The following is a 26,249-nucleotide window of genomic DNA, read 5'->3' as shown; positions in this document are numbered from 1 at the left end:
AGCACTCATGCTCGAAGGCGTTCTCTTCTTCCCCGTCACCCCGTTCACCGCGACCGGTGACGTCGACCTCGACGCGCTGCGCCGGCACATCGCGGCCAGGGTCGACGCCGGCCCGGGCGGAGTCTTCGTCGCCTGCGGCACCGGCGAGTTCCATGCCCTGGACCACGAGGAGTACAGCCTGGTCGTACGCACCGCCGTCGACGCGGTGGGCGGACGCGTCCCGGTGTACGCCGGGGCCGGCGGCGCCGTCGGGCAGGCCCGCCGACTCGTGCGGGCGGCCGCGGAGGCCGGAGCGGACGGTCTGCTGCTCATGCCGCCGTACCTGGTCGAGTCCCCCGCCGCCGGGCTCGTCGCCTACACCCGTGAAGTGGCCGGCGAGACCGCCCTGCCACTGATCGTCTACAACCGGGCGAACGCCCGCTTCGACGAGCACTCGGCGGCCGCGGTCGCCCAGCTGCCCACCGTCGTGGGCTTCAAGGACGGCACCGGTGACCTCGATCTGCTCGCACGGATCGTCCCCGCCGTGCGGGAGGCGCTCGACGGGACCGGCAAACAGTTCCAGTTCTTCAACGGCATGCCCACGGCCGAGGCGAGCCAGCTCGCGTACCGGGCGCTGGGCGTGGAGCTGTACTCGTCGGCCGCCTTCGCCTTCGCGCCCGATGTCTCCCTCGCCTTCCACCGCGCGGTGGAGGAGGGCGACCAGAAGCGGATCGACGCGCTGCAGCGCACCTTCTTCCACCCGCTGGTCCGGCTGCGCGAGCGGGTCCCGGGGTACGCGGTGGCGCTGGTGAAGGCCGGGGTCACCCTGGAAGGCCTTGCGGCCGGACCGGTCCGACCGCCGCTGACACCCCTCACCGCGCCCGAGACCGAAGAGCTGGCGGCCATCATCGCCGAGGCACGCGCCGTACTCGCCTCCTGAACGCGCACAAGGGGTCTCGGGGCGTCCTGATGCCCCTTACGGGCATGAGTCGTCATTGTGCTGTTTCGGTGTTAAATGGACCGTATGGACCAACTGCTCCGGCGGGTGCGGTCCTGGCGTGGGATACGCAGCGTTGCCGGCCAGATATTCGCTCTTCAGGTCGTCGTCGTCATGGTCCTCGTGGCGTCGGCGGCCATCGCTCTGCTGCTGCAGTCACGGAGCGACGCCGAACGCGGAGCGAGGCAACGGTCACTCGCCGTGGCCGCTGCCGTCGCTTCGAGCCCCGCGGTGGAGCAGGCGGTCACCGCCGGCCGTACGAGCGCCGCACTCCAGCAGCAGGCCAGACTGACCCGCGAACGCTCCGACGTGGACTTCGTCGTCGTGATGAGTCCCACGGGCATCCGCTACACCCATCCGAACGCCGCCCAGATCGGCCGGCACTACATAGGCAGCATCACGGAGGCGCAGCGGGGCGGCATCGTCACCGAAACGACCACCGGCACGTTGGGCCCCTCCGTCCGGACCGTCGTCCCCGTGACCGGCCCCGAAGGCAAGGTCGTCGGGCTGGTGTCCGCGGGCATCACCGTCGACCATGTGAGTGGGGTCGCCGGACGGCAGGCGCCGATCGTCCTGGGGGCCACCGGGCTGGCGCTCGCGGCGGCCACCGGTGGAACCGCGCTCATCGGCAGGCGTCTGAGCCGCCAGACGCACGGGCTCGGACCGGTGCAGATGACGCGTATGTACGAGCACCACGACGCCGTTCTGCACTCGGTGCGCGAAGGTGTCCTCATCGTCGATCCGCACGGCTGTCTGCTCCTGGCCAAAGACGAAGCGCGGCGCCTGCTCGCACTTCCGGAAGACGTGAGCGGCCGGCCCGTCGCGGAACTGGGGCTCCCTCCGAGAGCCGAACAGCTCCTTCTCTCGGGCACCGCGACCACGGACCAGGTGATCGAAATCGGCGACCGGCTGCTGGCCGTCAGCCAGCGCCGCACGGCACAGTCCTCCTGGCCGGGGGGCTGGGTCGCCACGCTGCGGGACACCACCGAACTCAGCGCGCTGATGGGCCAGGTGGAAGTGGTCCAGGAACGGCTCAGGCTGCTGTACGACGCCGGGCTGCGCATCGGCACCACCCTCGACGTGACCCGCACCGCCGAAGAACTGGCGGAGTTCGCCGTGCCCAGGTTCGCCGACTACGTCACCGTGGACCTGGCCGATGCCGTGTTGCGCGGCGAGGAACCGGACCAGCTGGGCGCGGCGGAGCTTCGTCGTGTCGCGGTGCACGGCATCCGTCAGGACGCACCGCTGTACCCCGTCGGCGCGCTCATCCACTTCGAACCCGACACCCCGCAGGCGGCCGGCTACGGGTCCGGTCGGGTGACGCTGGAGAAGGACATGCCGGCCTTCTTCGGCTGGCAGGCACAGGACCCCGAGCGAGCGCGCAGGCTGGTGGCCCACGGCATCCACTCCATGATCGTCGCCCCCTTGCTCGCTCGGGGAGCGATCCTCGGTGTGGCGACCTTCTGGCGTTCGAGGGAGCCGGCTTCCTTCAACCAGGAGGACTTGTCGCTCGCGGAGGAACTGGCCGCCCGCGCCGCGGCGAGCACCGACAACGCGCGCCGCTTCACGCGTGAGCACACCATGGCGGTCACGCTGCAACGCAGCCTTCTCCCCCAGGCCCTGCCCGAGCAGAACGCGGTGGAAGTGGCGCATCGCTATCTCCCGGCGGAGGCGGGTCTCGGCGGCGTCGGAGGCGACTGGTTCGACGTCCTCCCTCTCCCCGGAGCGCGCGTTGCCATCGTGGTGGGCGACGTCGTGGGGCACGGACTGCACGCCGCCGCCACCATGGGCCAACTGCGCACCGCCGTGCACAACTTCTCGACGCTCGATCTGCCGCCCGACGAACTTCTCTGGCACCTGGACGAGCTGGTCACCCGCATCGACCAGGACCGCGACGGCGGCAGCGGAACACCGACGCTCACGGGCGCCACCTGTCTGTACGCGATCTACGACCCGGTCTCGCGTCTGTGCACCATGGCCAGGGCGGGCCACCTGGAGCCCATCCTCGTACATCCGGACGGCCAGGCCCACCTGCCCGGAGTACCGGCCGGCCCGCCGTTGGGTCTGGGCGGGCTGCCGTACGAGAACACCGAGGTGCTGTTGCCCGAGGGCAGCAGCATCGTGCTCTACACCGACGGCCTGATCGAGGACCGTCGGCACGACATCGACGAGGGCATCGAGCGCCTGCGCGGTGTCCTGGCGTCGGCCGGGCGCACACCGGACCAGATGTGCCAGGCAGCCATGGACGCCATGTTGCCCGTGACACCGCGCGACGACGTGGCACTCCTCGTCGCCCGCACCCGGCAGCTCGACGAGGAGCACACCGCGGCCTGGGACGTGCCCAACGACCCCTCGGCCGTGGCCGGTGTCCGCGCCGGCGCCACCCGGCTGCTGCGGGACTGGGGCATGGAAGAGGAGGCGTTCACCCTGGAGCTGATCCTCAGCGAGCTGGTCACCAATGCCATCCGGTACGCGACCGGTCCCATCGGTGTGCGTCTGATCCACGACCGGACCCTCATCTGCGAGGTCTCGGACGGCAGCGACGTGTCGCCGCACCTGCGCCGGGCCACCACCATGGACGAAGGCGGCCGGGGTCTCTTCCTCGTGGCCCAGTTCGCCGACAGCTGGGGCACTCGCTACACATCCGGCGGAAAGGTGATCTGGACCGAGCAACGCCTCGGCACGGAGCCATGACCCGGCCTGCATACCATCGCTGAGGCGTGTACCGGGCTCAGTGCGTCGGGGACGACAGCGTCAGCCGCGGTTCACCCTGCCGGTCCGGTGGCCCGAGCACCGCCATGAAGGACTCGGAGCGCAGCAGCAGCCCCTCCCCCGCCCGCTCGCAGCTTACGGTCAGCGGCTCGGTGGCCGGTGTCCCGTAGCGCACCGCGAAGACGTCGAGTCCCTCCGGCATGGCAGGCGCCGGTCCCGCTTCCAGGGCGGTCGTGGTTCGTATGTGCCGCCAGCCCGCGTCGGGGTCGCCGTAGCCGCGCGGATCGGCGGCCAGTTCGAAAGCGGCCTGCTGCTGGGTGAGTTCGGTGCGGGCGTCGAAGAAGTCGGGGCCGCGTTCACGAGGGTGCGTCAGACGGAGTTCGCCGGCCGACGCGACGAGCGGGAAGTCACCCACCCGGCGGAACCGGTGGCAGTCCGCGACCACATAGGGCATTCCCGCGAGCAGGTGACGCTTCCCGTCCAGCCGTTCGACGATCACGGTCGTCCACAGCCGAGTGCCGTCCGTGACGTACAACGACCGGACGTGCCGGAGCACATGGTCCGGGCCGACGACCGGTTTGCTCACCAGTTTGGCCGCGAGCCCGTCGGCCCGGCGATCCGCCACTCGCACGGCGCCCATCGGGCGGCACAGCAGGAATCCGTCCGTCACGGGTCCGAATCCGTGCTGCCGGTTGACGGCGGCCGCGATGAGGGCCGTGCCGCCCACCTCCATCACGGACGGTGTCATCCGGTCGTCGAAGGTAACCGTGACCGTACCGGATCGCAGTTGGTGGCGGGCGGGTGCCGTGCGCGGGGCGCGGTGCCAGCGGGTGGTGTCCTGGATCTGCCACACGAGCATGAACGCGAAGTGCCCGTCGAGACCGCCGTCGGCTCCGACCGCGTGTCTGACCCAGCGCGAGTCCCCGGCGTAGCGGCCGATGTCGGCGCCGATGCGGTGGCCGAAGTACCGCAGCCCGAGGACTGACTCGAAGGCGGAGTGCTGTTCGCTGTAGCGCGGCCCGCCGATGTCGAAGCCGCTCCCGCAGAGCCGCGCGTCGATGTAGCGGGCGAGGGTGTCGCCGTCCTCCGCGAAGACCTCCTCGCCGCTGACCCGGTGGGCCTGGGCGAGGAACGACAGGGAGATCGGACCGTAGTTGTTGTCGTACGCGCCGCCGTGCTCCGGGGGCAGGAGCGCGCCACGGTCCTGTACGCGGCGGACCCGAATCTCGTCGGCGTACAGCCGCATGGCGCGCTCGCGGACCGGGGCGCCGTCCCCGGGCGGAAGGTGACGGGCGAGCATCAGTCCGCCGACCACGCAGCCGATGGCCTGGTTCGCCGCGTCCTGCGGGTTGAAGACCGTGGCCTCGGTGAGCCAGCGCCAGTAACCGCCCGCCACGCTCAGCAGTTCGCGGTACTGCTCCTCGCCGACGAGCCCGTCGGCCGCGTCGAGCACGTTCACCGCCTGGAGCAGTGCCCACACCGTGCTCGGCCAGTCACCCACGGGGTGCGCACCGGCCTGAAGCACGTAGCGCGCGCACGGCAGACCGGAGTCGCGGACCGTCAGGTTCGGGTAGCCCGGGTTGTCCTCGGTGAACACGCGTGAGCGCAGGTGGAAGGCGAGGCCGCGGCGCACGGCTTCCGGCAGGCGCGGGTCCTTGGTGCGATGCCAGGCGAGGGCGAGCAGTGACGTGATGCCGAGTGAGGTGTCGCCGATGTCCTCTCGTGCGGCCGGGTGCTCGAGGTTGCCCTCGGGGGTGATCCGGGACAGTGCCGTCTCGGTGACGCCGGCCAGCACGGCATCGTAGGCGGCCGGGTCGTCCGGGAGATGGTGCAACTGGCCGTGCTGGTGGGGAAGGTGCATGTGCTCAGCCCTTCATGCCCGAGGTCGACAGGCCTTCCACCAGTCGCTTCTGGAAGATGAGGAAGCAGATGAGTGTCGGCAGGAGGGCGAGCGTCGACATGGCGAACATCGCGCCGTAGGAGGAGCCGCTCGTCTGGTCCATGAACAGCGTCAGGCCGAGCGGGACGGTGAACTTGTCGTTCTGCTGCAGGTAGACGAGCTGGTGGAGGAAGTCGTCGTACGTCCAGATGAAGGTGAAGATCGTGGTGGTGATCAGAGCCGGCTTCATCAGGGGCAGGATGATCTTCCAGTAGATCTGGAGGGGGTTGGCGCCGTCCATCATGGCGGCCTGGTCCAGCTCGCGCGGGATGGAGCGGATGAACTGGACCATCAGGAAGATGAAGAAGGCGTCCACCGCGAGGAACTTCGGCACGATCAGCGGCAGGAACGTATTGATCCAGGTCAGGTTGTAGAAGATCGTGTACTGCGGGATCAGGACGGCCTGCGTGGGCAGCATCAGCGTGCCGAGCATGAGACCGAACCAGATCTTCTTGCCGCGGAACTCGAAGCGGGCGAAGGCGTAGGCCGCGAGCGAGCAGGAGATCACGTTTCCGATCACCGCGCCGATCGTGACGATCAGCGAGTTGGTGATGTAGAGCGAGAAGGAGTTGCCGGAGCCGGTCCAGCCGTCGGAGTAGTTCTCCGGGTGCGGCGAGCTCGGGATGAGCCCCGGCTGGGTGAAGATCTCGGTGTCGGGCTTGAGTGAGCTGCTCAGCATCCACAGCAGCGGATAGAGCATGACGATCGCCACGCCGATGAGCACGGTGTGGATGAAGACGCGGCGTGGACCGGTGGCGGAGCGAAGCTTGTGCAGCGGCGACTTCGGGGATGCGGTGACGGCGGACATGGTGGGAAGCGCTCCTCGCTCAGTCGTCGTAGTGGACCCAGTAGCGGCTGGCGATGAAGTTGACCGCCGTGAAGCCGGCGATGACCAGGAACAGCACCCAGGCGAGCGCCGAGGCGTAGCCCATCTGCAGGTCGGTGAAGCCCTTCTTGTACAGGTACAGCGAGTACAGCATGGTCGAGTTGAGCGGTCCGCCGGATCCGTTGCTGACGACGAAGGCGGGGGTGAAGGTCTTGAACGCGTCGATGATCTGCAGAACCACGTTGAAGAAGACGATGGGCGTGAGCAGTGGCAGGGTGATCCTGAAGAACCGGGTGACGGGACTGGCGCCGTCGATCGCGGCTGCCTCGTACACGTCCTTCGGCAGTTGCTTCAGGCCGGCGAGGAAGATGACCATCGGGGTGCCGAACTGCCAGACGGCCAGCAGGATCAGCGTGTAGAGCGCGGTGTCGGGGCTGGAGATCCAGTCCTGGCCCTCGATGCCGAACCAGGCGAGGAAGTCGTTGAACAGGCCGTCGCCGCCGAAGAGCTGCCGCCACACGATGGCGATGGCGACCGCCCCGCCGAGCAGGGACGGCAGGTAGAAGGCGGCCCGGTACAGGCCGATGCCTTTCAGGTCGCGGTTGAGCAGCATGGCCACCGCGAGGGCGAGCGCCAGCTTCAGCGGCACCGAGACGACGACGTACAGCAGGGTGGCGTGCACCGAGTCCCAGAAGACCGGGTCGTCGGTGAACATCTTGCTGTAGTTGTCCATGCCGACCCACCGCGCGGGCGTCAGCAGGTCGAAGTCGGTGAAGGACAGGTACAGCGAGTCGAGCATCGGGTAGATCGTCAGGCCGAACAGGCCGACGAACCAGGGCGCCAGGAAGAGGTACGGCCACCAGCCCCCGCCCCGCCCTCTCGCGAGACGGCGGCGCATGCGGTCGCGGTCCCGCTGGTCGGACCGGGTCGCGGTGGCGGACTGCTCCCTCACGGCCTCGTCTGTCTTCGCGGTGGTCATACTCATCTCTCTGGCCTCTCCGGGTTCACCCAGCGCCGACCGGCGGCGGTCCGCCCACGGCTCTCGAACGGCACGTCGGCCGAGCGGTGCGCTCAGCCGCCCAGAACCCCGGCCGCTTGGTCGAAGAACTCGCCGAGTTGTGCCTTGATCGATTTCTTGCCGAAGGCGACGGCGAGGTTCGACTGGAAGAGCAGGTCCCAGATCTGGTCGGCTCCCTGCGGCGGGGGCGCGGGAGCGGGCAGGACGTCGGCCGCCTTGGAGACGCGCTTGGATATGTAGTCGGCCATCGCCATGTTCCGCTTGTCCGTCTCGTTCAGGCCCGAGGCGATCAGGTTGCGGGCCTTCTCGGTCGGCGGGATGCCGCGGTACAGCTGCATGTCCTTGATCGCCGTGGTGTCCTGAGCGAAGAACGACATGATCTTGACGGAGTCGGCGACCCGCTTGCTGGCCTTGGTGGCGCTCAGCAGCACACCGCCGTTGACGAAGTTGCCCTCACGGGCTCCGGACCCGTCGCCCTGCGGGGTGGGCAGGAAGTCGAGCTGCGCGTCGGTGATGGAGCCGCCGGCGCCGTAGACACCGATGTCGAAGGTGAACAGGGCCTTGCCGATGACGACCGCGTTCTTGGTGAGGTCGTTGTGCGCGGCGGAGGTGATCGCAGGCGGCGGGCAGGCGTTGAGCTTGCGCATCTCCGCCCAGTACTCCCACCACTGCTGGAGGGTGTCGGCGGTGAAGCCGATCTTCTTGCCGTCGTCGGAGAAGAACGTCTGGCCGTGCTCGCGGGCGAAGACCTCGAAGGCCTGGAGAGCGCCGCCACCGACGTCGTCGACGCCGTAGACCTTGCCGCCGCTCTTCTTGTGGACGTCCTGGGAGATCTTCCTCAGGTCGGTCCACGTCCACTCGGGGTCCGGGAACTCCAGACCCAGCTCCTCGAGGCCGCTGCGGTTGACGGTGAGCTGATTGACGCCGATGCCGGACGGGACGCCGTACAGCTTGCCGTCGACGGTGCCGGCCGCGAGCAGGGTCTTGGAGAAGCCCGTGAGGTCCAGGCTCTCGCCGACGTACTCGTCGATCGGGGCCAGGACGCCTTTGCGCGCGTACTGGGCCACCAGGGCGGTGTCCATCTGCAGCAGGTCCGGGGCGCTGCCGCCGGCGATGTTGGTGTTGAACTTGTCGAAGAACCCTTCGTATCCGGAGTAGGTCTCCCGGATCTTGATCTTCGGGTTCTTCTCCTGGAAGTACTTCAGCGCCTTCTTGTAGGCGTTGTGCCGGTCGTCGCTGCCCCACCAGGTCATGGTCAGGTCGCTGCTGGTGCTGCCGGCGCCGGTGCCACCGCTGCAGGCGCTGAGCGCGCTGCCGAGGGTGCCGGCGACGGCGAGGCCACTCGCGGTGCGGAAGAGGGTTCTGCGCGAGATCTGGTGACCCACCGGGTCCTCCTGGCGTACGTGACGGATCCCCGGCCGATCGAACGGCTCGGGCCTTGTCCATCGGGTCTGTTCCAAGGGGCAGGCGTCCCTGTGCGTGCGGCCTCGCCCGGCCGCTGCGCACTGACGGGCGGGGATCCCCGGCCACTTCGGGCCGCAGTCGTACGAGCGCGCCCTCGTACGGCTGCCGTACTTCGCGTACGGCCGGACGCCTCACCCGGAGCCGGGTCCCACCGGCTATGGAAAGCGCTTGTCCGGACATTGGCAGAACCACGTGCGAGCCGTCAATGCTTGACCCGTCTGCCATCGGTCACGGTTTGACGTCCATGGGCCACGGCGAGCCGGCTCGCGCCCGCCACGGTGCCGGTGTCGCCCAGCATGCTGCTGACCACCTCGGTGGGCCAGCTCAGCCGCGCCAGCTCGGCCCGTACACCGCGCAGGAGCTGCGGATACGCGCCCGTGCCGCCGCCCAGCACGAGCAGCCCGGGGTCCAGTACGGCGGTCACCGCGGCGGCGAGCCGGCCGATGTCCGCCGCGTGCCGTTCCACCACGGCAAGGGCTGTGGCATGACCTTCGTCGGCGAGGGCGAAGAGGCGTTTCACCGTACGGGGACACGGCCCCGCGGCGCTCTGCCAGGCATCCGCGGTCCTGCGCAGGAGGGAACGGGAGCCCATGTGCTCTTCCAGAGCCTCACGGCGCGGTTCACGGCTGTCGCTCCACGGGTAGGGCAGCCGGGCCACCTCTCCGGCCGCACCGTTCGCCCCGCTGAGCACGTGACCGCCGACGACGATGCCCAGGCCGATGCCCACGCCGACGCGCAGGTAGCCGAAGGTGTCTCTGCCGCGCGCGGCACCCTCGTGCAGTTCGGCGAGCGCGGCGCAGTTGACGTTGTTCTCCAGGTGGACGGGAACACCCGGGGGCAGCGCGACGGCCATGGCGTCGTAGACGGGTCCGGCCTTGGCGGTCGCGGGACGCATCCCGGCGCCTCGCCGGTCCTGTGCCGCGACGTCGCCCACCGCCACCACGATGGTCCGCAGCGGGGCGCCGGCCGGCAAGGCGTCCAAGGTCGCGCGCACGGTGTCGGCGGACTCCTCCCGCGACCCGGTCCCCTGGGCGAGCAGGCTGCCGTCCAGAGCGCATCCCCGCACCCGGGTGTGGCTGGGGCCGAGGTCGACGGCGAGTACGGCGCCGGCGGCGGGCCCGAGCCCGTAGACGGCGGCGGAGCGGCCGGTGCCGCCGGAGACGGTTCCGGAACGCGCGGCGAGTTCGGCTCTCTCCAGTTCGGCGACGGCCGAGGAGACGGTCGGCTTGGACAGACCCGCGCCGGCCGCCAACTGAGGCCGCGTGGCGGTGCCCTCCTGTGCCAGAACGGCGAACACCGCGCGTGCGCTCTCACTCAGATTCAAGGCTTCTCCCAGGTCGTGCCGCGGTGGTCCGGTGCGAGAGCACGCCGCTGCGGTCCGGTCGAACGTGGGCGGCGGTGGTCCGGTCGGAAAAGGTTGCACGGAACCGGGATTCCGTACCCTTGACGCACCCTACTTCGTTAGTTAACTTCCTAACGAAGTTGCGCGGTACCCGCCTGCCGTGCCCGTCAGGAGCCCGTCCCGGGGCTCCCCCAGTACTTACGCGAGGAAAGAGCACCGTGCAGGACACGGCTCGCCCGCCGTTCGCTCCGCGTGTGTGGGAGGGTGCGTCACTCGCGCCCTCATCCCCCGTGCCCTTCGTCGTGACTCCCCACCCCGCCCGTTGTGACTTCAGAAGGAAAGGCACCCTCATGCCCGGTGCGGTGCACCCCTGTTATCCCACGGACAGAGCCGCCGTCGACCGCCGGGCGTTCCTGCGGGCCTCCATGGGCGTCTCGGCCGGGCTGGCAGCCCTCCCCACGGTCCTCTCCTGGCCGGCGGCCGCCGCCTCGGCCGCCACCAACACCTCCGCCGCCTTCGTCGACGCGTACACCACGAACGTCGTCGGCAATCGCACGTCCGAGACCAACGCGGCCGTGCACATCCTCGACGGCTTCGCCCGCATCTGGAAGACGGGTGCGGCCTGGGACACCGGCACCGCGCTCCTGCCCGGTGTCCTGCGCGCCAACATGCGGTACTGCGCACACGCCACCCGGAGCCGCACGGAGGCCGAGGCACGCACGGCCTTCATCCAGGACCGCCAGCACCAGAGTTACGCGGTGATCACCGGGCTGGGCCCGCTCGCCGACCTGTACAGGAGTGGCGCCAAGGCCGTCACCGGCATCACCTCGGCGCCGGAGGGCATCCCGGCGGACAGGGTCCACGACACGATCCCGGCCGACGCGCCGGCCGGCTCAGCGCTGGGCGCCGGCGCCCACGACTCGGACCTCGGCAAGGTGGCGGAGCTCATCGACACCGTGCGCGGTCCGTTCGCCTCCAGCAACCCCTCCAAGCTCGCCTACCAGTACCCCCGTCCATGGCGCATGAACGAGGACAGCGAGGTCATCGACACGGGGAGGACGGACGAACAGGGCTTCCCCGTGTACGAGTCCGACGTCGTGGTCGTCCCGCAGCTGCTACGGCAGCGCGGCACCGCACCCGCCGACGACGGCGGCTTCACCAGCGGGCACACGAACGCCTTCTACCTCGCGGCCCTGGCCTTGGGCTACGCGGTCCCCGAGCGGTTCCAGGAGCTGGTGGCCCGGGCCTCCGAGCTCGCCCACACCCGCATCGTGGCGGGCATGCACTCCACCGTGGACGTGGTCGGCGGCCGGATCCTCGCCACCGCCCTCGCGGCCGCGGCCCTCGCCGACCCGAAGAACGCAGGTCTGAAGGCGGCTGCCCGCGCGCAGGCCGCCGCGTACTTCCAGAAGATGACGGGCACCACCTCGGACACCCTCTACGAGTACGCGCACTCGGCCGGCCCGGACACCGACCCCTACGCGGACCGCCGCGCCAACCGGGTGGCGGTCGGGCCCCGGTTGACGTACGTCCTGCCCAAGCGGCACACACACGACCCCATGACCGTGCCGAAGGGCGCCGAAGTCCTGCTGGAGACGCGGCTGCCCTATCTCTCGGCGGCCCAGCGCCGCGAGGTGCTCAGAACGACCGCGCTGCCCGCCGGGTACGTCCTCCTGGACGGCTTCGAGAAGTGGGGGCGGCTGGACCTCTTCGCCGCCGCCGACGGTTACGGGGCCTTCGACACGGACGTGTCCGTCACTCTGGACGCCGACGCGGGGGGTTTCGCCGCCGCCGACACCTGGCGCAACGACATCGGCGGCGTGGGCGCGCTCGTCAAGCGCGGCAGCGGCACGCTCACCCTGACCGGCGACAACGACTACACCGGTGGCACCAGGCTGGAGAAGGGCGTCCTCGCCACCTGTTCGGCAACCGCGCTGGGCGGTGGTGACGTGCGGGTGAGGGGCGGGGCACTGCGCGCGATGTCGCCGCTGCGGGTGCGCGGCTCGTACGTCCAGGAGGCCGGCACGACGCTCGACGTGACGCTCGCCGGGGCACGGGTACCGGCGCTGGAGGTGAGCCGTCGGGTGCTGCTCGACCCGGGCAGCAGGCTCGTCGTCCGGCTCGACGACTCCTGCCGTGCGCGGCGGGGCGCCGTCCTGCCGGTGCTCGAGACTCCCGCGCTGCGGGGGCGGTTCGGCAGCATCACGGTGGACGGGTTCGACGCCGAGCCGGTCTTCACGCCCCGCGGGCTGTCGGTACGGCTCGTCTGACCGGCGCGCCGAGCCGGAGGTCCTCGCCGACGACGGGTCGAGGTACACCCCGCCGGGCCGAGGTTCACCTCCGTGCTCGGTGGGCGAGTAAGCGTTCACCCATGAGGAGGCCTTCATGCACGACGAACGCCGGCGCATCGAGGATCGCGCCCGGCGCCTTCACGAACAGCGTGTGAGGCCCGCGATCTACGCCGCCACCGTGCCCCTCGACACGGAGGCCTGGCAAGCGCCTGGGGAGCCCGTCCCCTTCGAGGAGGCCGCCGCGGCGTCCTACGAGCCCTTCTCGATGGGCACCCCGTGGGGTCCGCCGTGGGGCACGACCTGGTTCCGGATACGCGGAAGGGTTCCCGCGGAGTGGGCCGGCAAGCGCGTGGAGGCCGTCATCGACCTCGGCTTCGTCGGCGGCTGGCCCGGCAACCAGGCCGAGGCGCTCGTCCATCGCACGGACGGCACCCCGCTGAAGGCCGTCAACCCCCTCAACCAGTACGTGCCCATCGCCCGTCCCGCGGCCGGCGGCGAGCGGATCGACTACCTGGTGGAGGCGGCCTCCAACCCGGACATCCTCGCCGACAACTTCTCGCGGACCACACCGCTGGGCGACATCATCACCGCCGGCGACAAGCCCCTCTACACCTTCCGGCGCGCCGACATCGCCGTCCTCGACGAGGAGGTGTGGCACCTCGACCTGGACATCCAGGTGCTGCGCGAGCTGATCCCGGAGCTGGGCGAGCACGACCCACGCCGCCACGAGATCGCGCACGCCTTGGACCGGGCCCTGGACCTGCTGGACCTGGAGGACGTCTCCGGCACGGCCGCCGACGTACGGGCCGCGCTGCGTTCCACCCTGTCCAAACCCGCGCATGCCAGCGCCCATGTCATCTCCGGTGTCGGCCACGCACACATCGACTCCGCCTGGCTCTGGCCGATCCGGGAGACCAAGCGCAAGACGTCCCGCACCTTCTCGAATGTCACCGCGCTCGCCGACGAGTACGAGGATTTCGTCTTCGCCTGCTCACAGGCGCAGCAGTACGAGTGGGTGCGCGCCACGTACCCGAAGGTCTGGGCTCGCATCCAGGAATCGGTCGGGCGGGGCCAATGGGTGCCGGTCGGCGGCATGTGGGTCGAGGCCGACGGCAACCTGCCCGGCGGTGAGGCCGTCGCCCGTCAGCTCGTCCACGGCAAGCGCTTCTTCATCGAGCACTTCGGCGTCGAGACCAAAGGCGTCTGGCTGCCCGACTCCTTCGGCTACAGCGCGGCCTACCCTCAGCTCGCCAAGCTCGCCGGCAACGAGTGGTTCCTCACCCAGAAGATCTCCTGGAACCAGACCAACAGGTTTCCCCACCACACCTTCTGGTGGGAAGGGATCGACGGCACCCGGATCTTCACTCACTTCCCGCCGATCGACACCTACAACGCCCGCTTCAGCGGCGAGGAGATGGGCCGCGCCACGCGCAACTACCAGGAGAAAGGCGTCGCCACCCGCTCGCTGGCCCCGTTCGGCTGGGGCGACGGCGGTGGCGGTCCCACCCGCGAGATCATGGAGCGGGCCCGCAGGCTGGCCGATCTGGAGGGCTCGCCGAAGGTCGTCGTCGAGCACCCCGACGCCTTCTTCGCCAAGGCCCGCGAGGAGTACCCCGACCCCCCGGTCTGGGTCGGCGAACTCTACCTGGAGCTGCACCGCGGCACCTACACCTCGCAGGCCCGCACCAAGCAGGGCAACCGCAGAAGCGAACACCAGCTCCGTGAGGCCGAGTTGTGGGCGACGACGGCCGCGCTGCACGTGCCGGACTACGCCTACCCGTACGAGAGACTCGACCGGCTGTGGAAGACGGTCCTGCTCCACCAGTTCCACGACATCCTGCCGGGATCGTCGATCGCCTGGGTACACCGGGAGGCCGAGGCCGAGTACGCGCGCGTGGCGAAGGAGGTCGAGGAACTGACGGCCGGGGCGCTCGCGGCACTCGGCGCAGGCGGACCCTGTGTCTTCAACACGAGCCCGGTCGAGCGCCGGGAGGTCGTACGGACCGCCGACGGCTCCCTGGTCCACACCGTCGTCCCGGCGAACGGCAGCGCGCCCCTCGGCGTCGGTGAGCGCCCGCGGCCGGTGACGGTCGCCGGCCGCGTCCTGGACAACGGCCTGGTACGAGTGGAGGTTGCCGAGGACGGCACCCTGGCCTCCGTACGCGATCTGCGAAGCGGCGGCCGCGAGATTCTCGCCGGCCGGGGCAACCTGCTGCGCCTGCACACCGACCTCCCGAACCACTGGGACGCCTGGGACGTCGACAAGCACTACCGGAACCGCTACACGGACCTGCTGGACGCGCAGTCCGTCACGGTGGTCGAGGAGGAACCGCTGCTCGGGGCGATCCGCGTGGAGCGCTCCTTCGGTAAGGGCTCCACGATCGTCCAGACCATCACTCTGCGTGCCGGCAGCCCTCGCATCGACTTCGAGACGCACATCGACTGGCAGGAGGCCGAGAAGTTCCTCAAGGCGGGCTTTCCAGTGGACATCCGGGCTGCCCACTCCTCCGCCGAGATCGCCTTCGGCCACGTCCAGCGGCCCACGCACACCAACACCAGCTGGGAGTCGGCCCGCTTCGAGGTCTCCGGCCACCGCTGGGTCCACATCGGCGAACCGGGCTACGGCGTCGCGGTCATCAACGACTCCACCTACGGGCACGACGTCTCGCGCACGGTCCGGGAGGACGGCGGTACGACCACCACGGTCCGCCTCAGCCTGCTCCGCGCCCCACGGATCCCGGATCCGGAGGCAGACCAGGGCAGGCACCGTTTCACGTACGCACTGCTGCCGGGCGCGACGATCGAGGACGCGGTCGCCGAGGGCTACGCGCTCAACCTGCCGCTACGGCTGGCGGACTCGGCCGGCCGCCCCGAGCCGGTCGTGTCCGTGGAAGGCACCGGAGTGACCGTCGAGGCGGTCAAGCTCGCCGACGACGCCTCGGGCGATGTCGTCGTGCGCCTCTACGAGTCCCGCGGCGGACGGGCCAGAGGCACTCTGCGCACGGGCTTCCCCCTGGCGGACGCCCAGCTCACCGACCTCCTGGAACGCCCGCTGACGACGGCGGACGCGAACGGCGACAGCGTCCCTGTCACCCTCCGCCCCTTCGAGATCCAGACGCTACGGCTGACCGTGCGGAAGGCCTGAGCAGGCCCTGCGGATGCCTGGTTCTGGGGCCGGCCGAGTGTCGGCCCCAGAGCCAGGCACAGCTCCGGATGGTTCCTGCGGGCGGAGAAACTACTGCCTGTCGAGGACTCCGGGGGTGTCGTGCAGGACCACGCTCCGCTGCAGCGGAACCCGGTCTGTGCGGAGCGTGTTCACGGGCGCCGCCGGGTCAGCGATGCCGAAGGAGATGCCGAACAGCAGCTTGAGCTCCGCGGGGACACCCAGGAACTCGCGGACGGTGTCGGCGTAGACGCCGAGTACGGTCTGCGGGATGCCGGCCAGCCCGCGGGCCGCCAGCGAGAGCAGGAAGTTCTGCGCGTACATGCCGATGTCGCCGGCCGTCCGTACGCCGTCGCCGAGTGCCGGCATGAACAGGAAGGCGGCATGGGGAGCGCCGTAGAACTCCAGGTTCTCGCGTACCGCCGCCCTCCTGCCGTCCCGGTCGGAGCGCTCGACGCCTCGGATCCGGTAGACACTCGCGCCCAGGGCCCGCGACCGCTCGAGGTAGAGGCCGTCCCCGTAGCCGTCGGTGAAATCCGGGGAGGTCCGCCCCTCCTCCTCGGCCCGGAGCAGCTCTTCGGCCAGGGCGTCCCTCGCCGCACCCGAGACGACGTGCACTGACCACGGCTGGGTGTTGCTGTTCGAGGGCGCCGTCTGCGCGTCTTCCAACACGCCGCGAATGTCCGAAGGGGACAGGGCGGTGGGCAGGAACTGCCGGGGGGAGCGTCGTGAGCGTGCGATCTCGGTGAAGGCTGATGTGGTGCCGGGCAAGGCGATTCCTCTCCTAGGCGCGCAGTCGCCGCCACGGCCGCCGCGGCCGCCGCGGCCGCCGCGGCACAGTGCAGTACGGCAGGCCACGAGAGGCGGTAGCCGAAGTGGGGGCTGTGCGCTCTTCATATTCGTCTGTGTGTGCACGAGAGCCGCGTCGGGTGTCTCAGCGGTGGGCGGCGCGGTTCATCTCGACGACGTCGTCGACGGTGGGGTTGGCCGGGAGGGCGGCGAAGCGTTCCGGGAGGCTGTCGCGGATGGCCGAGTCCTTGACGCGGTCGGCCGCGGCCAGGGCCGCCGGCAGCTCGTCGAGGGTCAGTTCGGTGCAGTAGGCGGGGCTGTTCGGCTGCTGGCGCCAGGAGTCGGCCAGCGTGCCGGCGTCGTAGGGGTCGAAACCGGTGTCGTCCACGAGCCGCATGGCCACACGCCGCGCCTCCTCGGAGTCGCCGGCGACGGGGATGGCGAGGCGGCCGGGTGTTCCTGCCGGAACACCCTTGGTCCGCTGGGTCTCTGCCAGGGCGGCGTTCCACACCTTGACCACGGGGCGCCCCAACTGCTTGGCGTTCCACACGCTCTCGACCTCGCCCTTGCCCACGGCCTCGATCTGCCCGCTGAGGTGTGGATAGTAGTTCGAGGTGTCGATGACCACCGTCTCTGCGGGAACCGAGGCGAACAGGCCGGCCAGCTCCCCCGCCACCCCGAAGGGGATGGCCAGGACGATGACGTCCCGGCCCTGGACGGCGTCGGTGAGCTCCGCCGCACGGGCCCCGGACTCCAGCACCTCCGCCCGGACGGCCTCGGGGCCTCGGGCGTCGGCCACCTGGACGTCGTGCCCGGCCGTGCTGAGCTTGGCAGCGAGGTTTCCGCCGATGGCACCGGCACCTATGACAGTAATTTTCATGATTTGTCCCTTACAAGGATGTGCCGCCCCTATGGAAGCGCGACGTGACGATGGCAGCGCGACGTGACGATGGCAGCGCGATGTGATGGCCGTGTGGTGGTGCCGCCTGGCCTTGCGGAGGCGAGACGCGGTGTCTGGCGCTTTACGCCTGGATGTCCTGCTCGCGGTAGCCGCTGGCGATGAGCGTGCGGAGCCGGTCGAGCGACTCTTCCTCGGTACCGGTGCCCTTGATCCAGGCAACGGAACAGGCCGCGAGGAACAGGTCGTGTCCCCGCACCGACGCGCGCACGCGCCCCGCGAGCTGCGCGGCTCGCACGTACTGATCGGTGGCGGCGATGAGGATGTCGCAGGGAATCGTGAGCGGGTTGTCCGGCTCCTGCGCCCGGGCCGCGGCCATCAGTGGGTCCGGCAGCCCACTGAAGGAGCTGAAGTACTCCTCCATCGCCCGCAGCCACTGCTCCAGCGCCTCGGCCGGGTCGCCGAGCTGATCGATGCCCGCCTGACGGGCCTCCAGTTCTTCGGAGCGCGTCTGCAGCACAGCCGCCAGCAGTGCTTCACGGGTGGGGAAGTGCCGGTACAGGGTGGCGGGCCCGACTCCCGCCTCCTTGGCCACTGCCTCCAGGGAGGTGCCGACCCCGTGCTGCAGGAAGTGACGCTGCGCGGTCTCCAGCAGGGCCACGCGGTTGCGCTGGACGTCCGCGCGGGGCTTGCGTCCCCGCAGTTCACCGGCGCTCATGCGCCCTCCCGCCTGCCGTGATCGTGCGGCCGCATCAAAACGGATGCTGCCTCCGTACATAGTCGAGAGTAAAACGGAGGGGGCATCCGGTCAAACGGGCGCTTCGTCTTCGCTGTCGGCGAATCCGCGGGCCGACGCCGCGGTGCACCCGAGCAGGCCGAGGGGGTGCACCGATCAGCACGAGCCGCTACCCGGTCCACCCGGCAGGGCAGCGCGGGCCCGTCACTCCGCCTTGGGCTGGGTGCGGCGGGCGTAGGCGCGGGCGGCGCGGGCGCGGTCGCCGCAGCGGGTGGAGCACCACTGGCGGCGGCCGTGGCGGAGCAGGTACCGGTTGCAGGGGGTGGAGCCGCAGGCGGTGAGGCGTTCGGCGTCGGGGCCGGTGAGCAGGTCGGCGGCGTCGGCGGCCAGGGCCGCCAGGGCGTGGTCGACGATCTCGGTGGTGGGGTGCGGTGTGGCGCGGTAGGGGCCGTTCTTGTCGTCCCACCGCAGGAGCGGGGCGGTGGGGACGCGGGTCATCGCGTCGTTGATGGCCGTGAGGGCGGCGGGAAGGGCGGGAAGCCCGCCGGCGTGGGAGGCGAACAGCGATCTGATCTGTTCGCGCAGCGAGCGCAGCTGGGCCGCACACATTTCCAGCATGCCGGCGTCGACCGGTGCGAGGCCGCGTTCCGTCAGCCAGCGGTTGGTGTGCGCTGGAGTGCCCAAGCGATCGACCGTGTGCCCTCCGGGCATGACGATCGCACTGTTGGCCAGGGCCAGGGAGAGGTGCTGCTCCTCCCCTTGCGCGGGCGGCGGAGCGGGCTCTTCGATCACGAACTCCTGCATAAGCCTCATGGTACGGCTTGCATGCTTCCGTGAGAAATGGTTACTGTCGTCTCACGTTTCACCAACCCCTATCCGTGAGGTCATCCTTCCGTGTCTGCTCCTTCCGCAGCGTCCACCCCGTTCCCGGTCCGCGTGTTCGGCGGACCGACCGCTCTCTTCGAGTACGGCGGTCTCCGCTTCCTGACCGACCCGACCTTCGATGCTCCCGGCGATCACCAGGCGCCCGCCGTGGTCCTGACCAAGACCGCCCCTTCCGCCGTCGACCCCGCCGACCTCGGACCCATCGACGTGGTGCTCCTCTCGCACGACGAGCACGCCGACAACCTCGACACCTCCGGTCGGGCCCTGCTCGCCGACGTACCCCTCACTCTCACCACACCCAGTGGCGGACAGCGCCTCGGCGAGAAGGCCACGGGCTTGGCCGACTGGCAGTCCATCGAGCTCGACCGCCCCGGCGGCGGCACAGTCACCGTCACCGGCGTGCCTGCCATCCACGGCCCCGGCCCGCGCCACGAGGTCGAGCCGGTCTGCGGCGAGGTTGTCGGTTTCCTCCTGACCGGGGAGGGCCTGCCCACCGTGTACGTCAGTGGCGACAACGCCTCCCTCGACGCGGTCAAGGACATCGCCGAGCGCTTCGCCCCGGTGGACACCGCCATCCTGTTCGCCGGCGCCCCGCGCTTCGCGGAGGTCTTCGACGGCGAGGTGATCGTCCTGGACAGTGCCCAGGCAACCGAAGCCGCCCAGCTCCTCAGCGCCCGCCGCGTGGTGCCCGTCCACTACGACAGCTGGGCCCACTTCACCGAGGGCCGCACCGAGTTGGCAGCCGCCTTCGCCTCCGCCGACCTGGCCGACCGTCTCGACTGGGGTCAGCGCCCCTGAACCGGGATGGCAGAGACCTCCACGGCGCCCTGTGCAGGCGCTGTTGACGGCGGCCAGCGCGGTGGCGGGGGCGGGGTGGCCGCCGACCTGGGCGGCGAGCAGGGCGCGCACCTGTTCGCGCAGCGAACGCAAGCGTGCCGCTGGTGGGCGCCCGACGGGGTGCCCAGTGCGTCGAGGAACTGGTCACCCGGCAGGGCGGTGACGCTGTTGGCGAAGTCGAGCGCGGGGTAGTGCTCAGCGCCCGGCACGGACGGACGGCAGCCCGGGGTCCACGGTGTCGACGATGGCGTCGACCCCACTCACGTTTCTCACGGTACGCCTTGCATTTATCCGTGACACACGCCTAGGGTCACGGATGTAGTCCCACCTATCCGTGAGGAGATGTCGTCATGGCAGCAACCAGCGCATCCAGCCAGCAGGCCCCCATTCGTGTCTTCGGAGGGCCGACCGCACTCATCGAGTACGGCGGGCTGCGGTTCCTGACCGACCCGACCTTCGACGCTCCCGGCAGCTACCCCTCCGGGCTGGCCAAGACCGCGCCTCCCTCCGCCGCACCCGCCGACCTGGGCCGCATCGACGTGGTGCTGCTGTCGCACGACGAGCACGACGACAACCTCGACACCTCGGGCCGTGCCCTGCTCGCCGACGTACCCCTGACCCTGACCACGCCCAGTGGCGCGGGCCGGCTGGGCGGCACCGCACGCCCCCTGAAGGACTGGGAGTCCATCGAACTCGACCGCCCCGGCGGCGGCACGATCACCGTCACCGGCGTCCCGGCCCTGCACGGGCCCGGGGCACGCGAGGACCTCGAACCCGTCGTCGGCGAGGTCGTCGGCTTCGTCCTGAGCGGTGACGGCCTGCCCACCGTCTACGTCAGCGGCGACAACGCCCAGCTCTCCCTGGTCCGTGAGATCGCCGACCGTTTCGGCCCGGTGGACACCGCTGTGCTGTTCGCCGGCGCGGTCCGCACTCCCGTCCTGGACCGCTCGCTGCTCACGCTCGACAGCGCTCAGGCCGCCGAGGCCGCCCGCATCCTGGGCGCCCGCCGCATCGTGCCGGTCCACTTCGACAGCTGGGCCCACTTCACCGAGGGCCGCGAGCAGCTCGTGGCCGCCTTCACCACCGCCGGATTGCTCGACCGCGTGGAACTGGCCTGACCTCGAACGCCCTGGCCGCCGCGGTGCGTCACGAGCTCACCGCGGCGGCCCATTCCCCGGCCCGGCCACCCGCGCCGGGCCGGCGCACCGCAGAAGGAATCCTCATGAACGACCCGATCAAGGGCACAGCCCACGGATCGGCTCCCGCGCCGTTGTCCGTCCTCGATACCGCCCTGGCCGGCCGCGGCATCAGTGCCACCGACGCTCTGGCCGGCAGCATCGCACTGGCTGAACTCGCCGAGAGGCGCGGCTTCACCCGCTACTGGGTGACCGAACACCACTCCATGCCCGGCGTCTCCTCCTCCAGCCCCGCCGTCCTGCTGGCCCGGCTGACCGCCCACACCACACGGCTGCGGCTCGGCGCGGGCGGAGTGATGCTGCCCAACCACCCGCCACTGATCGTCGCCGAGCAGTACGGCCTGCTCCAGGCCCTGGCCCCCGACCGGATCGACCTCGGTCTGGGCCGCGCCCCGGGCACCGACCAGGCCACCGCCGCCGCCCTGCGCCGTGGACGCTCCGACAACGACGACTTCCCCCAGCAGGTCGACGAGCTGCTGCACTTCCTCGACGACGACTTCCCCGAAGAACACCCCTACCACGAGCGCGTCTACGCCGTGCCCGGACCGGGACAGGACAAGGAGAACCGTCTTTCCCAGACAACCGGCCGCCCCTCGGTCTGGCTGCTGGGCTCCTCCGGATACTCCGCCCAACTCGCCGCCCACCTGGGCCTGCCCTTCGCCTTCGCCGCCCACTTCTCTCCCGAGCACGTCGCCGCCGCGCTCCAGCTCTACCGCGACCGGTTCACCCCCTCAGCCGTCCTCGCCGAACCGTACGCACTGGCCAGCTTCGCCGTCATGGCCGCCGACGACGAGCACGAGGCCCTGCGCCAGACACACAGCTACGCCCACAGCATGATGCGCATGCTCCACGGCAGGTCCTACCTGGTGCCCACGCCCGACGAGGCCGCCTCCTACTCCTGCACCGCCTCCGAGCAACAGGTTCTCGACCGCTGGACCAACAGCGTCCTGCACGGCACACCCGACCAGGTCACCGCGCATCTCAACCGCCTGCACGAGGCAGCCCGCCCCGACGAGATCATGATCGCCAGCGTGGGCCACACCCCTCATGCGCTCCTGCACTCAACAGAACTCATCGCCGACGCCTACATTCTGCCGACCACGCCGGCCCCCGTGTCCGTTCACTGAACGACCCCGGGCAGTTCGCGCGGGCCACACGCAAGGCACAGTCGACGTCGCCATCGCCATCGCCGGAGCCACCGGTGGTATGACCTCCGGGATCGTCGTGGCCGCAGCCAGCTACCCCCTCCTCGCCCTCACCGGCGCCGCCTTCGCACTGGCACTCCTCCCCGCAGTCATCGTCACCGCCCAGAAGAAGTCGCCCCGCACGTCTTCCTCGGAAGACCGATAGACCGGCACCGAACCTCGTCGACGCGGACGTGGAGGAGGTGTTCATGAAGGAAGCACATCAACCCCAAGCGGTACCTCCGCCAGCGCATGGACCAGGTTCTCGCCGACGAGCCCGAGGACGTCCGCGAGGCGTACCTCCAGGCGCGCCCTACGCGGGATCCGGCACCTCCATGGCCCATTTCCCCATGGCCTCCAGGACATCGCGCAGCCCCGTACCAAGAGGGGTCAGCGCGTACTCGACGCGCGGTGGGATCTCCGCGTACGTCGTGCGGGTCACGATGCCGTGCCGCTCGAACTGCCGCAGCCGGCTGGTCAGCGTGTGCGGACTGATGCCCGGCAGGGCGGCGCGCAGCTCGGTGAAGCGATGCGGGCCGTGCAGCAGTTCACGCACGATCAGGGTGGCCCACGGCCCGTTCAACAAGGTGAGGAATCGGGCGACACCGCACTCAGGAAGGCAAGGATCAGTCATGTTTTCGACGATAACTCCATTAGTGCAGTTGATGTAACCGGTGCTCTGCATGCACTAATGACTGCATGACCTACGTGATTCACGGCGCCACCGGCGCCCAGGGTGCCCCCGTCGTCGCCACGCTCGCCGCCGCGGGCAAGCCCGTGACCGCTCTGACCCGCGACCCGAACGCCGCCGTGGAGGGCGCGCGCACGGTGGCCGCCGGCTACGGCTCCATCGACGCACTGATCGAGGCGTACCGGGACGCCGACGGGGTGTTCGTCCACCTGCCGATGGTCTCCGAGGAGGACCGCCAGACCTACGCACGCAACATCGTGGCCGCAGTCCGCGAGGCCCGCCCGGCCCACGTGGTGTTCTCCACCAGCGGTGCACCGACCGACATCGGCGGCGCGGCAGCGGAACTGGCCTCCGGCCTGGCGAACAGCGGGGTGTCCCACGCCGTGATCGCGCCCACGCTGTACCTGGAGAACCTGCTCATGCCCTACGTCATCGACACGGTCCGCGAGCGCGACGCGCTGCCGTACCCGATCCGCACCGACTTCCCCGTCTCCTGGGCGTCCCACCTGGACATCGCCGACGTCGTGCTCGCCCTGTTCGACCGCCATGACGTGACCGGCCAAGTCTCTGTCGGCCAGTACCCGGCACTCACCGGACCGGAGCTCGCAGGGGCGTTCGGCGCCCACTTCGGCAAGGACGTCGTCTTCGAGCCGATCACCCCCGAGCAGATGCGGGCCTCCGTCGCGCCCGTGATCGGCGAGGGCCCGGCCGCCGACGTCGCCGGGCTCTACCAGGCCATGAGCACGCTGCCCCACCGGTCGATCGCACCGGAGAACTCCGCCCAGAAGCTGCTCGGCATCACCCCCCGTACCACCGGTCAGTGGCTGTCCGACATCGGCCTCTGACCACAACCAGTGTCGGCTCCGGCCGAGTTCGCCGAGGCTTGGCAGGCCGCCGTACGTGGCGGGCGGCCCGCCAAGCCTTCATTTGCTTCTGGACAGGCATCTATAGACAGCTCAACGGATCAGTGGCGAAGCCTGGGCTACGAACGCCTCGATCGCGTGTCTCGCCCGGGCGTCCAGTGCGTCCCGCTCGGCTTGGTCACGTGCGGTCGACACGTCCCGCGTGCACTCGTAGGCCTGCTCGGCAGCGAGGTTCACTCCCTGGTCATCAGTCAGCAACTTGACCCGGTAGAGCACTTGCCGTGTCACTGTTCGGAGGCGGTGTGCTTCATCGCGTGCCGTGATGAAGGCTTCTCCGTCAGGGTCATGCTGCTTGCGGTACCAGCGGTCCGCCTGGCCATGGCGGTAGTCCTCCACTGCCGCGGCGAACGAACTGTAAGTGGCTATCCGCTCCTGCCGGAGTGCCTCTGACCGCGCGAACAGCTCACTGCGTCCGGACGCGAGGCGCTGGAAGAGGTGCGTGATCACGGCACCCATGAGTGTGCCCCCGACCGCTACAACGCTTGTCCATATGGCTTCCATGGCACCAGCTGATCACAAAGGTGACTGACGCACTGTCAGTGCCGGCGTCTCGGGACGGCTGCGAATCCACTTCGTCAGCATGCGGGGTGCCGGTGCGGTGACCGGCCGCGGTGAGGTGCGCTACTCCCCCAGGTGGGCGCGCTCGTCTGTCTCCTTGGCGGCGGACAGCTTCGAACCCCTGGTCACCGCACGTGCAGTTGCGGTGTTCGCCGGTGGTCAACGGGCGAGGAACTCGACCGCGAGGGGCGCGAACTGCTGGTGGTGCTGGAAGACGCCGCCGTGACCGGAGTCGGGGTAGATGATCAACTCGCTGTCCTTGATGCGTCGGTGCAGGTCTTCGGAGAGGACCGAGGGCACCATGCGGTCGTTGTCGCCGTTGGCGATCAGGGTGGGCTGGGTGAGCTGCGACAGGTCGTCGGGGGTGGAGCGCCCCCACTTCTTGATCGCCTTCAGCTGCCTCTGGAATGCCTTGACCTCGATCTCCGCATCGCGGTCGGCCGTGCGCTCCTTGAGCCGGTTGACGAACGCGCGCGCGGCGGACTCGCCGGCGGCGTCGCGGTTGAAGAACAGGAACTCCTTGGGGTCCGACCGGGTCAGGGTGGCTCGCGTATGTCCCAGTACGTGGTGCCGGCGACCTTGTCGATGTCCTTGCCGCCCTTGGGCCCGGTACCGGTGAGGACGAGTTTGTGGACGACCTCTGGGTGCTTCACCACCAGGGCCTGGGCGATGAAACCACCGAGGGAGAAGGAGAAGACGTCGACCTTGTGACACCGCCGGCGGTGCGGAGCCGGTCGATGCCGGCGCGCCCGCCCTACGCCATCGAGACGACGACCTTGCCGGCCTTGGCCCGACACTTCTCGACGTACTCCATGGCTTGAAGGGTTTCGTCGAACGGGAAGACGCGGTCGACGACGGGGCGGATCTTCCCGGCGTCGATGAGAGAGGTGAGTTCGCGCAGCTGGTCGCCACTCGCCTTCATGAACAAGAACGAGTACGTCACGCCGAGGCGCTTGGCCCGGCGCCGGGTCGTGGAGCTGAGCGCGGTCATGGCCAGGCGGAGAGCCGGGTTCGCGCCGAGTTCGCGGGCGAAGGACGGGTCGGGCGGGCCCGCGACGCTGACGGTGATGCCGCCGGGCTTGAGTACACGCAGAGACCTGGCCAGGTTGTCGCCGCCGAGGGAGTCCAGGACGACGTCGTAGCCGTCGAGGATCTCGGTGAAGTCCTGGGCGCGGTAGTCGATGGCGACGTCCGCGCCGAGTTCCCTGACCACATCGACGTTGGCGGTGCTCACGGTGGTGGCCACGTGCGCGCCCAGGGCCTTGGCCAGTTGGACGGCGATGGAGCCGAGACCGCCGGCGCCCGCGTGGACGAGGACCTTTTGACCCGGCTGCACGCGTGCCCGTTCGACCAGCGCCTGCCATGCGGTGAGGGCGACCAGGGGCAGGGAGGCGGCCTCGGTCATCGTGAGGCTGTCCGGCTTCGGAGCCAGGTCGTCCTGGTGGACGGCGAGGTGTTCGGCGAAGGTGCCGATGCGGTCCTTGTCCGGCCGGGCGTAAACCTCGTCGCCCACCGCGAAGCGGGTGACGGACGGGCCGACCCGCACGACCTTCCCGGCGAAGTCGTTGCCCAGGACGAGCGGGAGACGGTAGGGCAGGAACGCCTTGAAGGCCCCGTCGCGCAGCTTGATGTCCAGCGGGTTGACGCTCGCCGCCCGGATCTCGACCAGGACCTCCTCGGCGCCCGCCTGCGGGTCGGCTACCTCTGCGGCGCGCATCCCGGCCGGGCCACCGTACTTCTCGACCAGGAAAGCCTTCATTGTCGTCTCCGTTCCGGTTCCCGTCCGTGGGAGGACGGGGTCTTCGTTCGTCCCGGGTTTCT

The 26,249-nt window shown here is 70.0% G+C and carries 22 protein-coding genes; 9 read left to right on the top strand and 13 right to left on the bottom strand.

Annotated elements, in window-relative coordinates:
• Positions 1-7: 7 nt before the first annotated feature.
• Entirely contained in the window at positions 8-919 is a 912-nt protein-coding gene (locus RI578_RS38875; protein WP_399062888.1) for a 5-dehydro-4-deoxyglucarate dehydratase, read from the top strand.
• 84 nt (positions 920-1,003) lie between these two features.
• On the top strand, positions 1,004-3,670 hold the full coding sequence (locus RI578_RS38870) for a SpoIIE family protein phosphatase (RefSeq protein ID WP_310875498.1): 2,667 nt from the start codon (positions 1,004-1,006) through the stop codon (positions 3,668-3,670).
• Positions 3,671-3,707: 37 nt separating this feature from the next.
• Here RI578_RS38870 and RI578_RS38865 read toward each other — a convergent pair whose 3' ends face one another.
• The 5 genes from RI578_RS38865 to RI578_RS38845 all read right to left on the bottom strand — a co-directional run bounded on the left by RI578_RS38865 (position 3,708) and on the right by RI578_RS38845 (position 10,259).
• Positions 3,708-5,549, bottom strand: coding sequence for a hypothetical protein (locus RI578_RS38865; RefSeq protein ID WP_310875497.1), 1,842 nt, complete (start codon positions 5,547-5,549; stop codon positions 3,708-3,710).
• Between the two features lie 4 nt (positions 5,550-5,553).
• Positions 5,554-6,435 carry a carbohydrate ABC transporter permease gene (locus RI578_RS38860; RefSeq protein ID WP_310875496.1) on the bottom strand — a complete coding sequence of 294 codons (882 nt, stop codon included), beginning with the start codon at positions 6,433-6,435 and terminating at the stop codon, positions 5,554-5,556.
• Positions 6,436-6,454: 19 nt separating this feature from the next.
• The gene (locus RI578_RS38855; protein WP_310875495.1) at positions 6,455-7,432 is read right to left on the bottom strand and encodes a sugar ABC transporter permease; all 978 of its coding nucleotides are present in this window, start codon (positions 7,430-7,432) and stop codon (positions 6,455-6,457) included.
• Positions 7,433-7,524: 92 nt separating this feature from the next.
• Complete coding sequence (locus RI578_RS38850) at positions 7,525-8,856, bottom strand: extracellular solute-binding protein (protein WP_310875494.1); 1,332 nt, start codon at positions 8,854-8,856, stop codon at positions 7,525-7,527.
• Positions 8,857-9,137: 281 nt separating this feature from the next.
• A complete protein-coding gene (locus tag RI578_RS38845; protein WP_310875493.1) occupies positions 9,138-10,259 on the bottom strand; it encodes an ROK family transcriptional regulator in 1,122 nt (373 codons plus the stop codon).
• 368 nt (positions 10,260-10,627) lie between these two features.
• Here RI578_RS38845 and RI578_RS38840 point away from each other — a divergent pair, with 368 nt between their 5' ends.
• Both RI578_RS38840 and RI578_RS38835 read left to right on the top strand, forming a co-directional pair.
• The gene (locus RI578_RS38840) at positions 10,628-12,547 is read left to right on the top strand and encodes a phosphatase PAP2 family protein (protein WP_310875492.1); all 1,920 of its coding nucleotides are present in this window, start codon (positions 10,628-10,630) and stop codon (positions 12,545-12,547) included.
• A 115-nt stretch (positions 12,548-12,662) separates the two neighbouring features.
• Positions 12,663-15,713 (top strand): glycoside hydrolase family 38 C-terminal domain-containing protein, encoded by a 3,051-nt coding sequence (locus tag RI578_RS38835; protein WP_310875491.1) that lies wholly within the window; start codon positions 12,663-12,665, stop codon positions 15,711-15,713.
• 90 nt (positions 15,714-15,803) lie between these two features.
• On the opposite strand, the gene RI578_RS38830 is transcribed toward RI578_RS38835, so the two are convergent.
• The 4 genes from RI578_RS38830 to RI578_RS38815 all read right to left on the bottom strand — a co-directional run bounded on the left by RI578_RS38830 (position 15,804) and on the right by RI578_RS38815 (position 18,958).
• Complete coding sequence (locus RI578_RS38830) at positions 15,804-16,502, bottom strand: nitroreductase (protein WP_310875490.1); 699 nt, start codon at positions 16,500-16,502, stop codon at positions 15,804-15,806.
• A 163-nt stretch (positions 16,503-16,665) separates the two neighbouring features.
• Entirely contained in the window at positions 16,666-17,400 is a 735-nt protein-coding gene (locus RI578_RS38825) for an NAD(P)-binding domain-containing protein (RefSeq protein WP_310875489.1), read from the bottom strand.
• 142 nt (positions 17,401-17,542) lie between these two features.
• Positions 17,543-18,136: a helix-turn-helix domain-containing protein gene (locus RI578_RS38820; RefSeq protein ID WP_310875488.1), complete on the bottom strand. Its 594-nt coding sequence runs from the start codon at positions 18,134-18,136 to the stop codon at positions 17,543-17,545.
• A gap of 222 nt (positions 18,137-18,358) precedes the next feature.
• Positions 18,359-18,958 carry a CGNR zinc finger domain-containing protein gene (locus RI578_RS38815; protein WP_399062880.1) on the bottom strand — a complete coding sequence of 200 codons (600 nt, stop codon included), beginning with the start codon at positions 18,956-18,958 and terminating at the stop codon, positions 18,359-18,361.
• A gap of 90 nt (positions 18,959-19,048) precedes the next feature.
• Between RI578_RS38815 and RI578_RS38810 the strand changes: the two genes are divergently transcribed.
• The 4 genes from RI578_RS38810 (at position 19,049) to RI578_RS38790 (ending at position 22,422) form a co-directional block, all read left to right on the top strand.
• The gene (locus RI578_RS38810; protein ID WP_310875486.1) at positions 19,049-19,837 is read left to right on the top strand and encodes an MBL fold metallo-hydrolase; all 789 of its coding nucleotides are present in this window, start codon (positions 19,049-19,051) and stop codon (positions 19,835-19,837) included.
• Positions 19,838-20,226: 389 nt separating this feature from the next.
• Complete coding sequence (locus RI578_RS38800) at positions 20,227-20,994, top strand: MBL fold metallo-hydrolase (RefSeq protein WP_310875485.1); 768 nt, start codon at positions 20,227-20,229, stop codon at positions 20,992-20,994.
• Positions 20,995-21,098: 104 nt separating this feature from the next.
• The gene (locus tag RI578_RS38795) at positions 21,099-22,199 is read left to right on the top strand and encodes an LLM class flavin-dependent oxidoreductase (protein ID WP_310875484.1); all 1,101 of its coding nucleotides are present in this window, start codon (positions 21,099-21,101) and stop codon (positions 22,197-22,199) included.
• A gap of 79 nt (positions 22,200-22,278) precedes the next feature.
• Entirely contained in the window at positions 22,279-22,422 is a 144-nt protein-coding gene (locus tag RI578_RS38790) for a hypothetical protein (protein ID WP_310875483.1), read from the top strand.
• 147 nt (positions 22,423-22,569) lie between these two features.
• Here RI578_RS38790 and RI578_RS38785 read toward each other — a convergent pair whose 3' ends face one another.
• A complete protein-coding gene (locus tag RI578_RS38785; RefSeq protein ID WP_310875482.1) occupies positions 22,570-22,890 on the bottom strand; it encodes a helix-turn-helix domain-containing protein in 321 nt (106 codons plus the stop codon).
• A 65-nt stretch (positions 22,891-22,955) separates the two neighbouring features.
• Between RI578_RS38785 and RI578_RS38780 the strand changes: the two genes are divergently transcribed.
• Positions 22,956-23,792, top strand: coding sequence for an NmrA family NAD(P)-binding protein (locus RI578_RS38780; protein WP_310875481.1), 837 nt, complete (start codon positions 22,956-22,958; stop codon positions 23,790-23,792).
• 111 nt (positions 23,793-23,903) lie between these two features.
• Here the strand turns inward: RI578_RS38780 and RI578_RS38775 are convergent, their stop codons facing one another.
• The 3 genes from RI578_RS38775 to RI578_RS38765 form a co-directional block, all read right to left on the bottom strand.
• Complete coding sequence (locus tag RI578_RS38775) at positions 23,904-24,371, bottom strand: hypothetical protein (RefSeq protein ID WP_310875480.1); 468 nt, start codon at positions 24,369-24,371, stop codon at positions 23,904-23,906.
• A gap of 216 nt (positions 24,372-24,587) precedes the next feature.
• Positions 24,588-24,731, bottom strand: a complete 144-nt coding sequence (locus RI578_RS38770; RefSeq protein WP_310875479.1) for a hypothetical protein — start codon at positions 24,729-24,731, stop codon at positions 24,588-24,590.
• Positions 24,732-25,182: 451 nt separating this feature from the next.
• Positions 25,183-26,187 (bottom strand): NADP-dependent oxidoreductase, encoded by a 1,005-nt coding sequence (locus tag RI578_RS38765; protein WP_310875478.1) that lies wholly within the window; start codon positions 26,185-26,187, stop codon positions 25,183-25,185.
• Positions 26,188-26,249: the final 62 nt, after the last annotated feature.

Origin of the sequence: Streptomyces sp. BB1-1-1 (assembly GCF_031597775.1) — a bacterium.
GTDB classification, from domain to species: domain Bacteria; phylum Actinomycetota; class Actinomycetes; order Streptomycetales; family Streptomycetaceae; genus Streptomyces; species Streptomyces thinghirensis.
The sequence above is the reverse complement of the archived record's forward strand: the minus strand, read 5'-3'. Positions and strand labels throughout refer to the sequence as shown.

Excerpts from the sequence above, each read along its gene's own strand:
- RI578_RS38875 (WP_399062888.1), top strand. The coding sequence starts at position 8 with ATGCTCGAAGGCGTTCTCTTCTTCCCCGTCACCCCGTTCACCGCGACC.
- RI578_RS38870 (WP_310875498.1), top strand. The coding sequence starts at position 1,004 with ATGGACCAACTGCTCCGGCGGGTGCGGTCCTGGCGTGGGATACGCAGC.
- RI578_RS38865 (WP_310875497.1), bottom strand. The coding sequence starts at position 5,549 with ATGCACCTTCCCCACCAGCACGGCCAGTTGCACCATCTCCCGGACGAC.
- RI578_RS38860 (WP_310875496.1), bottom strand. The coding sequence starts at position 6,435 with ATGTCCGCCGTCACCGCATCCCCGAAGTCGCCGCTGCACAAGCTTCGC.
- RI578_RS38855 (WP_310875495.1), bottom strand. The coding sequence starts at position 7,432 with ATGACCACCGCGAAGACAGACGAGGCCGTGAGGGAGCAGTCCGCCACC.
- RI578_RS38840 (WP_310875492.1), top strand. The coding sequence starts at position 10,628 with ATGCCCGGTGCGGTGCACCCCTGTTATCCCACGGACAGAGCCGCCGTC.
- RI578_RS38835 (WP_310875491.1), top strand. The coding sequence starts at position 12,663 with ATGCACGACGAACGCCGGCGCATCGAGGATCGCGCCCGGCGCCTTCAC.
- RI578_RS38825 (WP_310875489.1), bottom strand. The coding sequence starts at position 17,400 with ATGAAAATTACTGTCATAGGTGCCGGTGCCATCGGCGGAAACCTCGCT.
- RI578_RS38820 (WP_310875488.1), bottom strand. The coding sequence starts at position 18,136 with ATGAGCGCCGGTGAACTGCGGGGACGCAAGCCCCGCGCGGACGTCCAG.
- RI578_RS38815 (WP_399062880.1), bottom strand. The coding sequence starts at position 18,958 with ATGCAGGAGTTCGTGATCGAAGAGCCCGCTCCGCCGCCCGCGCAAGGG.
- RI578_RS38800 (WP_310875485.1), top strand. The coding sequence starts at position 20,227 with ATGGCAGCAACCAGCGCATCCAGCCAGCAGGCCCCCATTCGTGTCTTC.
- RI578_RS38795 (WP_310875484.1), top strand. The coding sequence starts at position 21,099 with ATGAACGACCCGATCAAGGGCACAGCCCACGGATCGGCTCCCGCGCCG.
- RI578_RS38790 (WP_310875483.1), top strand. The coding sequence starts at position 22,279 with ATGACCTCCGGGATCGTCGTGGCCGCAGCCAGCTACCCCCTCCTCGCC.
- RI578_RS38785 (WP_310875482.1), bottom strand. The coding sequence starts at position 22,890 with ATGACTGATCCTTGCCTTCCTGAGTGCGGTGTCGCCCGATTCCTCACC.
- RI578_RS38780 (WP_310875481.1), top strand. The coding sequence starts at position 22,956 with ATGACCTACGTGATTCACGGCGCCACCGGCGCCCAGGGTGCCCCCGTC.
- RI578_RS38775 (WP_310875480.1), bottom strand. The coding sequence starts at position 24,371 with ATGGAAGCCATATGGACAAGCGTTGTAGCGGTCGGGGGCACACTCATG.
- RI578_RS38770 (WP_310875479.1), bottom strand. The coding sequence starts at position 24,731 with ATGGTGCCCTCGGTCCTCTCCGAAGACCTGCACCGACGCATCAAGGAC.
- RI578_RS38765 (WP_310875478.1), bottom strand. The coding sequence starts at position 26,187 with ATGAAGGCTTTCCTGGTCGAGAAGTACGGTGGCCCGGCCGGGATGCGC.